Origin of the sequence: Streptococcus sp. CF8-6, assembly GCF_024295845.1 — a bacterium.
Taxonomy (GTDB): domain Bacteria; phylum Bacillota; class Bacilli; order Lactobacillales; family Streptococcaceae; genus Streptococcus; species Streptococcus oralis_BO.
The window spans coordinates 600,437-615,268 of the sequence record NZ_JANCOF010000001.1 but is presented as its reverse complement, the minus strand read 5'-3'; the positions used below and the strand labels follow the sequence as shown (position 1 = coordinate 615,268).

Annotated in this window: 14 protein-coding genes; 3 read left to right on the top strand and 11 right to left on the bottom strand. The window is 40.0% G+C overall.

Annotated elements, in window-relative coordinates; translation table 11 throughout:
• Window positions 1–21 precede the first annotated feature (21 nt).
• Together NML69_RS02970 and NML69_RS02965 are read left to right on the top strand one after the other, a co-directional pair.
• Entirely contained in the window at window positions 22–711 is a 690-nt protein-coding gene (locus NML69_RS02970; protein ID WP_254725257.1) for a response regulator transcription factor, read from the top strand.
• The gene (locus NML69_RS02965) at window positions 695–1,693 is read left to right on the top strand and encodes a HAMP domain-containing sensor histidine kinase (RefSeq protein WP_049518582.1); all 999 of its coding nucleotides are present in this window, start codon (window positions 695–697) and stop codon (window positions 1,691–1,693) included. The genes NML69_RS02970 and NML69_RS02965 overlap by 17 nt, the downstream gene beginning before the upstream one ends.
• An 82-nt stretch (window positions 1,694–1,775) precedes the next feature.
• On the opposite strand, the gene ffh is transcribed toward NML69_RS02965, so the two are convergent.
• From ffh to NML69_RS02945, 4 genes are all read right to left on the bottom strand, one after another.
• Complete coding sequence (gene ffh / locus NML69_RS02960; RefSeq protein ID WP_254725256.1) at window positions 1,776–3,347, bottom strand: signal recognition particle protein; 1,572 nt, start codon at window positions 3,345–3,347, stop codon at window positions 1,776–1,778.
• 11 nt (window positions 3,348–3,358) lie between these two features.
• Window positions 3,359–3,691 carry a putative DNA-binding protein gene (locus NML69_RS02955; protein WP_000402068.1) on the bottom strand — a complete coding sequence of 111 codons (333 nt, stop codon included), beginning with the start codon at window positions 3,689–3,691 and terminating at the stop codon, window positions 3,359–3,361.
• 141 nt (window positions 3,692–3,832) lie between these two features.
• Window positions 3,833–5,029: an elongation factor Tu gene (tuf, locus tag NML69_RS02950; RefSeq protein ID WP_001040720.1), complete on the bottom strand. Its 1,197-nt coding sequence runs from the start codon at window positions 5,027–5,029 to the stop codon at window positions 3,833–3,835.
• 234 nt (window positions 5,030–5,263) lie between these two features.
• A complete protein-coding gene (locus tag NML69_RS02945) occupies window positions 5,264–6,373 on the bottom strand; it encodes an AI-2E family transporter (RefSeq protein WP_042768674.1) in 1,110 nt (369 codons plus the stop codon).
• Window positions 6,374–6,477: 104 nt separating this feature from the next.
• On the opposite strand from NML69_RS02945, the gene pbp3 reads away from it, so the two are divergent.
• On the top strand, window positions 6,478–7,719 hold the full coding sequence (gene pbp3 / locus NML69_RS02940) for a D-alanyl-D-alanine carboxypeptidase PBP3 (protein WP_254725255.1): 1,242 nt from the start codon (window positions 6,478–6,480) through the stop codon (window positions 7,717–7,719).
• A 29-nt stretch (window positions 7,720–7,748) separates the two neighbouring features.
• On the opposite strand, the gene sdbB is transcribed toward pbp3, so the two are convergent.
• The 7 genes from sdbB to pyk form a co-directional block, all read right to left on the bottom strand.
• Window positions 7,749–8,294: a thiol-disulfide oxidoreductase-associated lipoprotein SdbB gene (sdbB, locus tag NML69_RS02935; protein ID WP_000755589.1), complete on the bottom strand. Its 546-nt coding sequence runs from the start codon at window positions 8,292–8,294 to the stop codon at window positions 7,749–7,751.
• Between the two features lie 11 nt (window positions 8,295–8,305).
• The gene (ccdA2, locus tag NML69_RS02930) at window positions 8,306–9,013 is read right to left on the bottom strand and encodes a thiol-disulfide oxidoreductase-associated membrane protein CcdA2 (protein WP_000443812.1); all 708 of its coding nucleotides are present in this window, start codon (window positions 9,011–9,013) and stop codon (window positions 8,306–8,308) included.
• 127 nt (window positions 9,014–9,140) lie between these two features.
• On the bottom strand, window positions 9,141–10,001 hold the full coding sequence (locus NML69_RS02925) for a methionyl aminopeptidase (RefSeq protein ID WP_084880654.1): 861 nt from the start codon (window positions 9,999–10,001) through the stop codon (window positions 9,141–9,143).
• Window positions 10,002–10,016: 15 nt separating this feature from the next.
• Complete coding sequence (gene spxR / locus NML69_RS02920) at window positions 10,017–11,294, bottom strand: CBS-HotDog domain-containing transcription factor SpxR (protein ID WP_033605659.1); 1,278 nt, start codon at window positions 11,292–11,294, stop codon at window positions 10,017–10,019.
• Window positions 11,287–11,838 carry a GNAT family N-acetyltransferase gene (locus NML69_RS02915; protein WP_001028743.1) on the bottom strand — a complete coding sequence of 184 codons (552 nt, stop codon included), beginning with the start codon at window positions 11,836–11,838 and terminating at the stop codon, window positions 11,287–11,289. Before NML69_RS02915 ends, spxR begins: the two co-directional genes overlap by 8 nt.
• A 15-nt stretch (window positions 11,839–11,853) precedes the next feature.
• Window positions 11,854–13,113, bottom strand: a complete 1,260-nt coding sequence (locus NML69_RS02910; RefSeq protein WP_254725254.1) for a UDP-N-acetylglucosamine 1-carboxyvinyltransferase — start codon at window positions 13,111–13,113, stop codon at window positions 11,854–11,856.
• A gap of 160 nt (window positions 13,114–13,273) precedes the next feature.
• Entirely contained in the window at window positions 13,274–14,779 is a 1,506-nt protein-coding gene (gene pyk / locus NML69_RS02905; protein ID WP_254725253.1) for a pyruvate kinase, read from the bottom strand.
• Window positions 14,780–14,832 lie beyond the last annotated feature (53 nt).

Below are 14,832 nucleotides of genomic sequence, written 5' to 3'. Positions count from 1 at the left end.
ATAGGAAAAGGAGGAACCGATATGAAGCATATTCTGGTTATTGAAGATGAAGCCTTGATTCGAGATGAAATTGTCATCTTGTTAGAGAAAGCGGGTTATCAAGTTGATAAGTTGACTGACTTCAAAGATACAAGCCAACAAGTGCTGCAATACGATACGAATCTAATCATACTGGATTTGAATTTACCAGGAGAAACTGGCTTTCAAATTTGTAAAAATCTCAAGTCAAAACGCTCTGTGCCCATATTGGTTCTCACCTCCCGTGAACAACTAAAAGATGAGATTTACGCCCTGAAATTAGGGGCAGATGAGTATCTAACAAAGCCTTTCAAGAAAGAAAGATTTTTGGCACGTATAGAAAATATCTTGAAACGCTATGAAGGCAGACAGAATCTACTTGAAAAAGATAATTTTCTGCTGGATAGACAAACCTATACCCTTTATATCAACGGACACTCGATTATACTCCCCCAAAATCAAGGGAAATTGTTAGAAACCTTATTGGTTACTAATGCTCCTGTCGTCACAAAAGAAGAACTAAGTATGAAACTATGGAACACAACTGAGTTCATCGATGAAAATGCTCTTCAAGTAAATATTGCAAGGCTCAAAAAGGTGATGAAACAGGCTGGCATTGCCCTTCAAGTCAAGTCCGTCAGAGGTATTGGTTACAAGCTAGAAGAGGTAAGTCCAGATGAAACAGAATCTTAAATATCTAGCTACTTACCTGCCCTGGTTACTTGTTCTTTTAGCATTTGATCTATTCACAGCGATACTGCTTTGGCTTTCAGATGTGAGGATGTTTCAAGCTCTCATCCTCCTCTATCTTTTAGCTACAGTCCTACTCTTTTTTATCCTATCACTCCTACTTATAAGAAAAGAAAGAAAAAAAGCAACTGCTTATAAAGCCTTCATAGCCAATCCTAAGATGGATACGGAGCTAGAATTATTGCGTTTATCAACTATCTCAGAAAAAGAAAGCATCGAAGAAATCGCAAATGCGCTTTACCAAAGGCAAGCGGAAATAGGAAAGCTCAACTCATTACTAGCCGACTATGAGGACTATGTTGAAAAGTGGACTCATGAAATAAAACTCCCTCTATCCCTTCTTTCCCTCCTTTTGGACAATCAAAGTGACCAGTTGCCAAAGGATACAACTTTTAAGTTGGACTATGTGAAAAATCAAATCCAAGGAATAGTATCACAGATATTATTCTATTACAGGGTGAAAAGTGAAAAAAATGATTTTCTATTTGAAGATGTCGACCTCCAAGAGTGTATTCAGGATCTTTTGGAAAACTTTGATCCCTTGCTCAAAGAAAAGAAATTTACGATTAAGGTAGAAAACATACAAGGAACCTGCTACACCGATCAACGCAGTTTTGAATTTATCCTCTCTCAAATCCTAGCCAACTCCATTAAATATAGCTCCGACAAGCCCGAACTCAATATTTATATGTCAAAAGATAAGGGGCGCACAAGTCTGATTATTAGGGATAATGGCTGTGGAGTTAAAGCTTGCGACCTCCCTCATATCTTTGAAAAAGGCTTTACAGGTGATTCAGGAGAGACAAGGAAAAAATCAACAGGCATGGGTCTCTATCTGGTCAAACAATTAGCAGATGCTTTAAAAATCGATATCACAGTAAAATCCGAATGGATGCATGGATTTGAAATCACTCTTTCTATTTAGTCATTTTTCGAGTAAGAAAATTGCCTAATCATAGAAAGCACATATTTTATATCAAAAAGGAAAGCACTTCTGCTTTCCTTTTTTATTTACGTTTTTTCTTCGCTTTTTTCATTTTGTTGGCCATGCGTTTCATAGACTGTTTCATGGCAAATTCACCGATTTTACCTTTAAGACCGCCACCAAACATCTGGCTCATATCTGGCATGCCTGCTCCTCCGAGAGCTGACATATCCGGCATGCCACCCTGTCCCATCATGCCTTCAAGGGCAGACATATCCATTCCTCCCATATTTGGCATGTTTTTAGGAAGGTTATTTGGATTGATTCCCATTTGTTTCATCATCTTGTTCATATCACCAGACATGACCCCTTGCATGAGCTGTTTGGCCTGATTAAAGTCCTTGATGAATTTATTGACTTCGACAAAGGTATTTCCAGAACCTGCAGCGATACGACGGCGACGACTTGGATTTAACAGTTCAGGATTTTCACGTTCTTCAGGTGTCATGGAAGATACGATGGCTCGTTTACGAGCAATCTGACGCTCATCCACCTTCATGTTTTGAAGTGCTGGATTGTTAGCCATCCCTGGAATCATCTTGAGCAAATCTTCCATTGGCCCCATGTTTTGCACCTGATCCAATTGATCGATGAAATCATTAAAATCAAAGGTGTTTTCACGCATCTTCTCAGCCATTTCAAGGGCTTTTTGCTCATCGTATTCCTGAGAAGCTTTCTCAATCAAGGTCAACATATCCCCCATACCAAGGATACGGCTTGACATACGGTCTGGGTGGAAGGTTTCGATATCTGTAATCTTCTCACCCGTACCAGTGAACTTGATTGGTTTACCAGTGATATGACGAACAGATAGAGCTGCACCACCACGTGTGTCCCCATCAATCTTGGTAAGGATGACACCAGTTACTTCCAACTGAGCATTGAATTCACGAGCAACATTAGCTGCTTCCTGACCAATCATGGCATCAATGACGAGTAGAATTTCATTTGGTTGAGCCAGTGCTTTAACATCACGAAGCTCATTCATGAGAAGTTCATCAATTTGTAAACGCCCTGCCGTATCAATCAAGACATAGTCGTTGTGATTGGCTTGAGCTTGCGCCAAACCTTGGCGAACAATCTCAACAGCTGGCACTTCTGTTCCAAGTGCAAAGACTGGAACATCAATCTGCTGTCCAAGTGTTTTCAGCTGATCAATGGCTGCTGGACGATAAATATCCGCCGCAATCATCAAAGGACGAGCATTTTCTTCCTTCTTGAGTTTGTTAGCCAGCTTACCAGCAAAGGTCGTTTTACCAGCCCCCTGCAAACCGACCATCATAATGATTGTCGGAATCTTAGGTGACTTGATAATCTCTGCCGTATCAGAACCTAAAACGGCTGTCAGTTCCTCATCAACGATTTTGATAATCTGTTGGGCAGGATTGAGGGTATCAATGACCTCGTGCCCGACTGCACGTTCACGAACCTTCTTGATAAAGTCCTTTACAACAGGCAAAGCAACGTCGGCTTCAAGCAAGGCCAAGCGAATCTCTTTGGTTGCTTCTTGGACATCAGCCTCAGAAATTTTTCCTTTTTTACGTAGATTTTTAAAGACGTTCTGTAAACGTTCTGTTAAACTTTCAAATGCCATATTTCTTCCTCTTATTCTCTATTATCAATGCTTGTTAAAACTTCTATCTGCTCCTGCAGAAAGTCATCCTTGGGATAACGCTCCAAGATCTGATCAAAAATCTGACTGCGGACAATATAGTCCGAATACATGTGCAGTTTCATCTCATAATCTTCTAGAATCTTTTCCGTCCGCTTGATATTGTCATAGACAGCCTGACGACTGACGCCGAACTCTTCAGCAATCTCAGCAAGACTATAATCATCAGCATAATAGAGTTCTATATAGTTCATCTGCTTATCTGTCAAAAGCGCAGCATAAAATTCAAAAAGGGCGTTCATACGATTGGTTTTTTCGATTTCCATAACTTTTATTATACCAAAAAAACGATTATACTGCTAGAGTAGAAGCACTTCAAATAGAGTAAGAAGAAAAAAAGAACCTTGCAAGGCAAGATTCTTTTAGTGTCTGACTTAAATAATTGTTCTTCTGGGAACTTAATCGAATTAAGCTTCGATTTCTGTAACCATACCTGAACCAACTGTACGTCCACCCTCACGGATAGAGAATGTAGTACCTTGTTCTACGGCGATTGGGTGGATCAACTCAACGTCGATAGTCACGTTATCACCAGGCATTACCATTTCAGTACCTGCAGGAAGTTCGATTGAACCTGTAACGTCAGTAGTACGGAAGTAGAATTGTGGACGGTAGTTATTGAAGAATGGAGTGTGACGTCCACCTTCTTCTTTAGTAAGGATGTAGACTTCACCTTTGAATTTAGTGTGTGGGTTGATTGAACCTGGTTTAGCGATAACTTGTCCACGTTCGATTTCGTCACGTTGAACACCACGAAGAAGGACACCTACGTTATCTCCAGCAAGACCTTCGTCAAGTTGTTTACGGAACATTTCAACACCAGTAACAACTGCTTTTTGAGTTTCTTCTTTGATACCAACGATTTCGATTTCGTCGTTGACACGAACAGTACCACGGTCGATACGTCCTGAAGCAACTGTACCACGTCCAGTGATTGAGAATACGTCCTCGACTGGAAGAAGCAATGGTTTTTCAGTGTCACGTTCTGGTTCTGGGATGTACTCATCAACAGTGTTCATCAATTCCATGATGATGTCTTCGTATTTAGAGTCACCTTCAAGAGCTTTAAGAGCTGAACCTTGGATAACTGGAAGATCGTCACCTGGGAAGTCGTATTCTGACAAGAGGTCACGGATTTCCATTTCAACCAATTCAAGCAATTCTTCGTCGTCTACCAAGTCGATTTTGTTCATGAAGACGATAAGGTGTTTAACACCAACCTGACGTGAAAGAAGGATGTGCTCACGAGTTTGTGGCATTGGTCCGTCAGTTGAAGCTACTACAAGGATAGCTCCGTCCATTTGAGCGGCACCAGTGATCATGTTTTTAACGTAGTCCGCGTGTCCTGGAGCGTCGATGTGAGCGTAGTGACGTTTTTCAGTTTCGTACTCAACGTGCGCAGTGTTGATAGTGATACCGCGTTCGCGTTCTTCTGGAGCAGCATCGATAGACGCATAGTCTTTAGGTTGGTTAACTGCTGAAGGCAAGCGACGTGCCAATACAGTTGTGATAGCTGCAGTCAAAGTAGTTTTACCGTGGTCAACGTGTCCGATAGTACCAATGTTAACGTGTGGTTTACTACGATCGTATTTTTCTTTTGCCATTTGAGTAAAAGCCTCCAATAAAATATATTTTATAGATAGACAGTAGGCAATACAGTCTAACTTTCCTTACTATTTTATCAAATTTCTGCTAAATTGCAAGTGTTTTACACATATTTTGTCAATTAATCTAAATCTTATCAAATCCTGTTCTTCTGCTTCTTTATGGCAATATAAATTCAAAATTCTTTTTGGTTGGCGATAGTATTTTCATCAAAAAATCAGGTTTCCCTGATTTTAATTTGATTCTGTTTTTTCCAATTCCTTAGCTTCTTTATGGTTTTCATATAATTTCGCTAAGAACTTAGTAATTTCTTTAAAAATGGAGTACGTAGGTACTGCTACGACCATCCCTATGACACCGTAGATATTACTTGACAGTAAGAGGAGCACCAAAATCGTAATCGGATGCACTTTCATAACTCCTCCAACGATGCGTGGATAGAGAACATTTCCGTCAATCTGCTGAATAATAAGCATATAAGCAACCGCAATCAACATACGATGAGGATCCGTGAACACATTCGCAATCACCATTGGAATCAAGCCAATACTTGGACCAACATAAGGAATCAAATTTGCAATTCCAGAAAAAATAGCAAAAACTAGGGCGTACTTTAATCCGATAACGCTATAACCAATATAGGCCAAACATCCAATAATAACCGCATCAATCGCAATTCCACTGATATAGCGCGCTATGGTTGTATTGAGATTGGTTAAAAGGCTCGAAAGATTCAATTTGTCATGTTTTAAGACGGTACGTTCCAACATTGGTAGCAACTTATGACCATCCAATAAGAAATAAATCAAGAATACAGGGGTCATAATGAGAATTAGAACTGTACTAAACAGGGCTGAAAGAACGCTTCCTAAACTATTGCTGACGCTATTCAGGATATTCTGGAGGATATCCACATAGGAGAGATTAAGTTGTTGAATTGTTTGTTGAATATCTATATTTTGGAAGACTGGATTCATGGACAAATCGATGATCAAATCTTGTAGTCTACTATAGATGTTTTGACTAGAAATAATCAAGCTGGTCAACTGATTAATCAAAATCGGCAAGAGATAAACGACTCCTACAACGATAACGCCAATTAAGGCACAAAGAGTGACCAAGACACCAATTAGACGATTGATTTTACATCTCTTTTCTAAGAAAGTAACGATTGGATTTGTAATATAGTAAAAAAATCCACCGAGCAAAAATGGAATCATGATGGTATTCACAACCGTCACAAAGGGAGTAATGATAGCCCCCATTTCTCTCCAAAGATAGAAAATCAGTGTTAATAATAAAATTTCAGCTGTCCAAAAAAATAATTTGTTTCTACGGAACATAGGTATCCTCCTTCTCTCTATTTTACCATATTTCTGAAAAAGATAAGATGGCTATAGTAAAAAAGCGAGAATATTTTTTTTCTTTATGATAAAATAAAGCTAATATGAAAAAAATAATTTTATCTTTTATGACACTTTTAGTTTTTGGAACAGCTTCTACTGTTTCTGCTCAGGGGTTTGATGTTGCTGCTAAACATGCCATTGCTGTCGAGGCTACAACTGGAAAAATCCTCTACGAAAAAGATGCAAATCAGCCTGTAGAAATTGCTTCTATTACAAAACTGGTTACAGTTTATTTGGTCTATGAAGCCTTGGAACAAGGGACTATCAGTCTGTCAACACCGGTTGATATTTCGGACTATCCTTACAAACTTACAACTAATTCTGAGGCCAGTAACGTCCCAATGGAAGCTCGAAATTATACTGTTGAACAACTATTAGAGGCTACAATGGTATCCAGTGCAAACAGTGCTGCAATTGCGCTAGCAGAAAAGATTGCTGGTTCTGAGAAAGACTTTGTAGACAAAATGAGGGCTAAACTTCTTGAATGGGGAATCCAAGATGCAACTATTGTAAACACTACTGGTTTAAATAATGAGACCCTTGGCGATAATATCTATCCAGGTTCAAAGAAAGACGATGAAAACAAGTTGAGTGCCTACGACGTTGCAATCGTCGCTCGTAACCTCATACGAGATTATCCTCAGGTTTTGGAAATCACCAAAAAACCAACTTCTACCTTTGCAGGACTTGAAATCCACTCAACCAACTATATGTTGGAGGGAATGCCTGCCTATCGTGGTGGAATTGATGGACTAAAGACAGGTACTACTGATAAAGCTGGTGCTTCATTCGTTGGAACAACTGTTGAGAAAGGGATGCGTATTATTACGGTTGTTTTGAATGCAGACCAACAAGATACCAACCCTTATGCACGTTTTACTGCTACTTCTGCACTTTTAGATTATATTTCTGCAAATTTTGCCTTAAAAACAGTCGTTCAGAAAGGTGAAGCATACAATGATAGTAAAGTAACAGTTCTTGATGGTAAAGAAGATAATGTGACAGCTATTGCTAAGTCAGACATTTCCATCGTCCAACGCATCGGAAGCGGTACTACACCAGCCCTCCAATTCACACCAAAGTCAACATCAGAAATGGCTCCATTGGAAGAAGGCAAGGTTGTTGGTACTCTAACCTATGATGACCAGGATTTGGTCGGACAGGGCTATCTCACTTCTGACAAACCATCTTTTGAAATGGTTTCTGAAAAGAAAGTAGAAAAAGCCTTCTTTTTGAAGGTTTGGTGGAATCAATTTATCCGCTTTATCAATGAAAAACTATAAAAAAATCGCGAACAATCGCGATTTTTTCTTTATTTCATTTCTTTAAAAGCCGCTTCTGCATCAGCATTGCTAATAGCACCAAATTGGATTTTTCCGATTTTACCTTGACTGTCAATCAAGTATTCTGTTGGAATACTACGAATTTGGTAGGCTTGAAAGGCGGTTGCTTGGGTATCATACAAAACTGGTATATCCTTGTAGCCTTGTTCTTGAAACCATTTTGGAAAGTCTTGAACTGTTTTTTCACCTTGTAGACCAGGTGCAATGACACTCAAGATTTCAAAGTCTCGATCTTGTTTGGCAGCTAATTCCATCAACTCAGGCATGCTTTTTTTACATGGTCCACACCAAGAAGCCCAGAATTTCAAATAAACTTTTTTCCCTTTATAGTCTGATAACTTCACTTCTTTGCCATCCATAGACTGTAATGTGAAGTCTGGTGCATCTTTACCGACTGCGATTTGTTGTACAGCAGGTTGTTTTGGACTGCTTGTCTGTTTGGTTTCTTTTTCACCACAGGCAATCAACAAGAATAGAGACATGAGGCTCAATCCAGCAAAAATAACTTTTTTCATTTTTTCTCCTTTTATCCAAGAATTCCTGACAAGGCATTTAACTGCCCTAGCATTAATAATAATCCCATCAAAATAATCAAGGCTCCCCCAATTTTCTTTAGTAGGATCATATGGGGTTTTAGTTTACTAAAATAGGGCATGATCCAGCCCGACGCTAAGGCCAAAACAAGGAAAGGAAGAGCCATCCCCAATGTGTATACTAATGTTAACACTGCTCCTTGCCAAGCACCATTCCCTCCTGAAGCCGCTAGAGCTAAGACCGAACTTAAAACTGGTCCGATACAAGGAGTCCATCCAAAACTAAAGGTTATCCCAAGTAAAAAGGCTGATAGATAGTGATTTGACTTTGATTGTTTGAAGGTGACTGTCTTTTGAACTTCCAGTTTATTGAAATGCAAGATTTCCATCTGGTGAAGCCCTAAAAGAATAATGACTGTCCCCATAGCATAACGAAACCAGTCTGCATAGAGCATGTGCCCTAGGAATCCGGCTCCAAATCCTAAAATAAAGAAAATGAGGGAGATTCCTGCAATAAAGCACAATGTCCGAATTAAGCCTGACCATGCAACGTCTCTTCCAAAAAATCGAAAGCTTTTCGAATTTCCCTGATCATCCAGTAAAATACCAGCATAGACAGGTAGCAAAGGAAAGATGCAGGGTGAAAAGAAGGACAGAATACCTGCTAAAAAAACGGATACTAGAAATATAATCGACTCCAACGAATTACCTACTTTCTCAAAATTCTAATCCTATTTTACTACAAAAGAATAAATTTGTAAGAAGTCTGCTACGCTTATTTATTTTGACTAAATTTGACACAAAAAAAGGAGCTAAGCTCCCTTTATTTTAATACGTTCCTTCTTCACCTTGACTAGTCAAGATAACTGGACCGTCTTTGGTAATCACGAACTGGTGTTCATATTGACAAGATAGGCCGCCATCAATAGTCTTATGAGCCCAGCCGGTCTTCATATCTGTATCGATTTCCCAGTCACCAGTATTGATCATGGGTTCAATGGTTAGTACCATTCCTTCACGGAGACGGAGTCCACGGCCTGCAATACCGTAGTTAGGAACCATTGGTTCTTCATGCATAGTGGGACCAACTCCGTGTCCAACCAAATCACGTACGACACCATAACCGCGACTTTCAGCGTATTCTTGAATGGCTGCACCGATATCACCGATTCGATTGCCAACAACTGCTTTCTCAATCCCTATATACATAGCTTCCTTGGTCACGTCCATCAAGTTTTTCACTTCTTCAGACGGTTTACCAACCGCATAAGCCCAACATGAGTCAGCTAAACCGCCAGTATAGCTCTGGGTGTATTTTTTCATTTGCTCAACATTATTAAAGTTGAGTTTAGATACATTGAGATCGGATTTGGCAATCGGACCACCAAGTACCATGTCAACCTTGAGCAAATCGCCATCTTTCAAGATGTAATGACGTGGAAAAGCGTGAGCTACTTCGTCGTTGAGAGAGCAACAGGTAGCATAGGGGTAATCCATGACCGCACCATCCACGCCAATCTGTAGAGGAAGGAAATTTTCCTCTTTACAACGTCGACGAACGTACTCTTCAACTTCCCACATATCTACGCCTGGCTTAATCAAATCACGTAAGCCTATATGGATACTTGCTAGGAAATCACCAGCCTTGTCCATGGCTTCGATTTCACGTGCTGATTTTAAAGTTATCATTTTTTCTCCTAGATTCTAATTAATTTTAACTGTAACATTTGCTTTTGAAACAATCTGATGACCATGATAAATATCATAATCAATAATAGCTGAGCGTCTCGTGTGGTGAATAATACGAGCCCGAATCCGCAGAGTATCATCTATCTGTACAGCCTGCAAGAAATAAATCAACATCTGTTCAATGATGAGATTACGTCCGCTATTCACAACGAGGTCTTGGGTCATATGGTTGAGAATTTCAGCCAAGACTCCATTAGCAAGGACACCATTTTTCTCCAACATGAAGGGCTCAACAGTTATGACGACTTCATCATGATGATAAGACAGTTTTTGCCCGATTTGCTCTGAGAAAGTCGGCAAAGCAGAAACTTGGGAACGGCTCATCTTTTCCATGACATCTCGTCGTGTTACGACACCGAGTAGGGTTTGGTTGCTTCTAACTACCGGAACCATCTCAAAGTCTTCTGCAATCATTCGTTGACTGACATTGGCAATATTGGTCGCTAACCCTGTTACGAAGATACTACGCGTCATCACCTTGTCAATCGTTGTACTGGGAGACTTGTCTCCTGCGTCACGCATAGTAACAACCCCAACAACCACTTGGTGTTGGTTAACGACTGGAAAACGGCTACTTCTGTTCTTACGAACCAAGTCTAGATAGTCTTTGACTGTATCGGTTTCTCTCAAAAAACCATACTCATGACTGGGACGATAGAGCTTTTCAACTGTCAGAATATCGGTTTTGATTTGAACGTTTGAGAGAGCTTTGTTAATCATGGTCGCTACTGTAAAAGTGTCATCTTTACTTCTTAGAACTGGAATCCCTTTTTTATTGGCCAACTCAAGAACATCGTCCTGAACATAGAAACCACCTGTCACGAGGACCGCATTTTCATTTTCCAAGGCTAGAAGTTGAATACGAGTACGGTCACCTACGATCACAAGACCACCATCATGGAGATAGGATCGGATATTCTGCTCTGTCATGGCCCCAATGGAAAATTTGCTAAACTCTCTCTCCAGCCCTTCCTGACCGGCTAAAACCTCAGAGGAGGTGACTTCAGCGATTTCAGCATAGGTTAGCCGTTCAATAGCCACTTTCTTTGGCTTAACTCGTATGGTTCCACTACGTGGCCGAGTTTCAACGATGCCACGATTTTCAGCTTCTTTGATAGCTCGGTAGGCGGTTCCATCACTAACACCTAAGTGATTAGAGATACTGCGAACACTAACTCTTTTCCCAATTGGCAACTCTTCCAGATAGGACAAAATTTCCTGGTGTTTACTCATTGAATTCTCCTTTTATATATCGAAATTCAAGATAGTCCCTCATTTTTCGTGTATAGCGGTCGCTCCCCTTAAACTGTCGGAAGAGACTAAAGCCTGATTTTAAGGCTACTTTTTGACTAGCCTGATTCTCCAGATGAGTGATGATGGATAATTGTTTTAAACCAAATTCTTCAAAGGAAAGCTGACAAAGCTTGGTAACTACTTCTGTCATATAACCTTGTGACCAAGAATCCTTTTTTAAGAAATAACCAATTTCTGCTTCTTTTTTGATTTCATCAATCTTTTCAAATTTAATGGAGCCAATCATTTCCTGATTTCCTTGGAGACAAATAGCCCAAACACCTAGAGGAGCCTTCATAAAATAGTTGGCAAGCGCGTATTGACTTTCTTCTAAACTTGCTTGACTAGGAAAAATAAACTGCAAATTTTCAGGATTGGAAGCAATCTCGAAAAACGCTTGACTGTCACTAAAAAAGAAAGGACGCAAATACAAGCGCTCCGTTTCAAAAAAAGAAAACATTGCTAATTTGGTCCAAATATTCATAATCACCTCAACGGTTTAGTCTTCAATGAGTGTAATATCCGCTCCAAGACTACGCAATTTCTCAATAATATCTGAGTAGCCACGCAAGATAAACTCAATATTTGTAATTTCAGTTTTACCTTCAGCCATCAAGCCAGCAATAACAAGTGCTGCACCAGCTCGCAAGTCTGTAGCTTTTACACTTGCCCCGTGTAACTTACGACCACCGTTGTAGATAATGTGATCATTTGTAGTCGTAATATCTGCATCCATTTTCGCTAACTCAAAGACATGATTAACACGTTTCTCGTAAATCGTATCAATAATGGTTCCACGACCTTTGGCAGTTAGTAAAAGTGGCGTGATAGGCTGTTGCAAATCAGTTGCAAACCCTGGATAGGGAGCTGTTTTGATATTGATGGCCTTCAAACTAGACTGTTCTTCAACGAAGATGCTGTCTTCTGAGACCGTCATACGAACGCCCATTTCCTCTAGTTTGGCGATAAAACCTTCTAAGTGTTCATAGAGAACGTTGTTAATGCGAATTCCTTTTCCTACCGCTGCAGCAAGTGAAATATAGGTTCCAGCTTCGATACGGTCTGGAATGACTTGGTGACGCGTTCCATGAAGTTTCTCAACACCATCAATAATGATAATATCAGTCCCTGCACCACGAATGTGGGCCCCCATATTGTTCAAAAGGGTAGCCACATCAATGATTTCTGGTTCACGAGCCGCATTTTCAATGACAGTGCGTCCCTTAGCTTTAACCGCAGCAATCATAGTGTTAATCGTTGCACCAACGCTGACGGTATCCATGTAAATACTTGCTCCGTGAAGTCCCTTACCTTGGGCAGATAAATTCATATTATCTCCCTCATAGCTGACCTTAGCACCCATGGCTTCAAAGGCTTTTAAGTGAAGGTCAATCGGACGAGGCCCCAGATCACATCCACCAGGAAGGCCAACTGTAGCTTCACCAAAGTGACCTAAAAGACTTCCGTAGAAATAATAAGAAGCACGCAAGCTATTAATCTTGCCATAAGGCATAGGAATGTTTTGAACGCCTCTTGGATCAATCTCCAAGACATCATCATAACGCTTAACAGTCGCCCCCATAATTTCCATGATTTCGACAAGACTAGCAACGTCTGAAATATCTGGAACACAATCTAAAGTGACAATATCATCTGATAAGATAATAGCTGGAATAAGCGCTACAACACTATTTTTAGCACCACTAATGGTGATCTCACCTTGCAATGGACGTCCACCATTGATGACAATTTTTCTCATGTTTTACTCTTTCAAAATTTACTAAAAAGGTCTCTTCATTCTATTATACCATAATTTTCAGTTTTTTCCCATTCCTATTTACTAAATACCATTCCATTTTGATAAAAAAAGACCTATCACTCAAGCTTTTCGGCTTGAAATGATAGGTTTTTGTGTTAGATTAACGTACTGTACGGATACGCATTGTGTTTGTACGAACAGCTTCTCCAACTGGTACACCTGCAACGATAACGATATCGTCACCAGATTCTACAAGACCTGCTTCAACCGCTTTACGTTCAGCGATTTCGAACATATCATCAGTTGATGATGGAGCTTCAGTCAACATTGGGATAACACCCCAGTTCAACATCAATCCACGCTCTGTCAATTCGTCAAATGTCAATGCCAAGATATCAGCATTTGGACGGTATTTAGAAATCAAACGAGCTGTGTGACCAGTCTTAGTAAGGGTAACAACCAATTTGATATCCATTGAGTTAGTAGCATCTTTAACAGCTGAAGCCATAACTTCTGTCTTAGAGTTACGTTCAAATGAATCTGAGTTCAAACGTCCGTATTCATTAAGAAGAGTTTGTGCGTTCTTGTCAATTGTAGCCATTGTTGTTACTGACTCAAGTGGGTATTTACCGTTTGCAGACTCACCTGAAAGCATTGTAGCGTCAGTTCCGTCGATAACAGCGTTAAATACGTCTGATACTTCTGAACGAGTTGCACGTGGTTTTTCAGTCATTGTTTCAAGCATGTTTGTTGCTGTGATAACAACTTTACCTGCTGCGTTCACTTTAGTGATGATCATTTTTTGGTAAACTGGAACCATTTCGAATGGTACTTCGATACCCATGTCTCCACGAGCAATCATGATACCATCAGCAGCTTCAATGATTTCATCCAAGTTATCGATACCTTGTTGGTTTTCGATTTTCGCAAACAATTGAACGTGACCGTTACCAGTTTCTTCACAGATTGCACGAACTTCGTCAACGTCTTTTGCAGTACGGACGAATGAGATCGCGATGAAGTTGATACCTTGTTCAAGACCAAAGCGGATATCATCGTTATCACGTTCAGCAAGAGCTGGGAAAGGAATTTTAGTGTTTGGGATGTTTACACCTTTTTGCTTAGCAATGATACCGTCATTTTCAACGACTACTTCAAATTCACGAGTTGCATCGTCTTTTGCGAAAACACGAAGACCCAATTTACCATCGTCAACCAAAACTTGGTGACCAACTTCAACATCATCGTAGATATCAAGGGCACCAGCAACGTTCAAAGCAATCACTTCACGAGTTGATTTGATTCCTTGTTTAGTTGCAACACGGATTTTTTCACCAGTTTTGTATGAGTACTCTTTAGCTTCACCTTCGAACAATTCAGTACGGATTTCTGGTCCTTTAGTATCAAGAAGGAAACCAACTTTTTTACCTGCAAGCTTTTCTGCAAGTTTAACAGTTGCCATACGTTCACCTTGTTCTTGGTGGTCACCGTGTGAGAAGTTGAAACGGAAAGTGTTAGCTCCCGCTTCAATCAATTTAGCAATGTTTTTTGCTGAAGCTTCAACGTCAAGTTTTTCACCCCAGTATCCGTCATCACCGAATTTCTTTCCACCACGGATTTCAACCGCAGGACCCAAAGTTGCAACGATTTTTACACGTTTATTCATGATTTGTGACTCCTTTATATAATTTGACCTTTTATGGTCATTTTACCAGATTA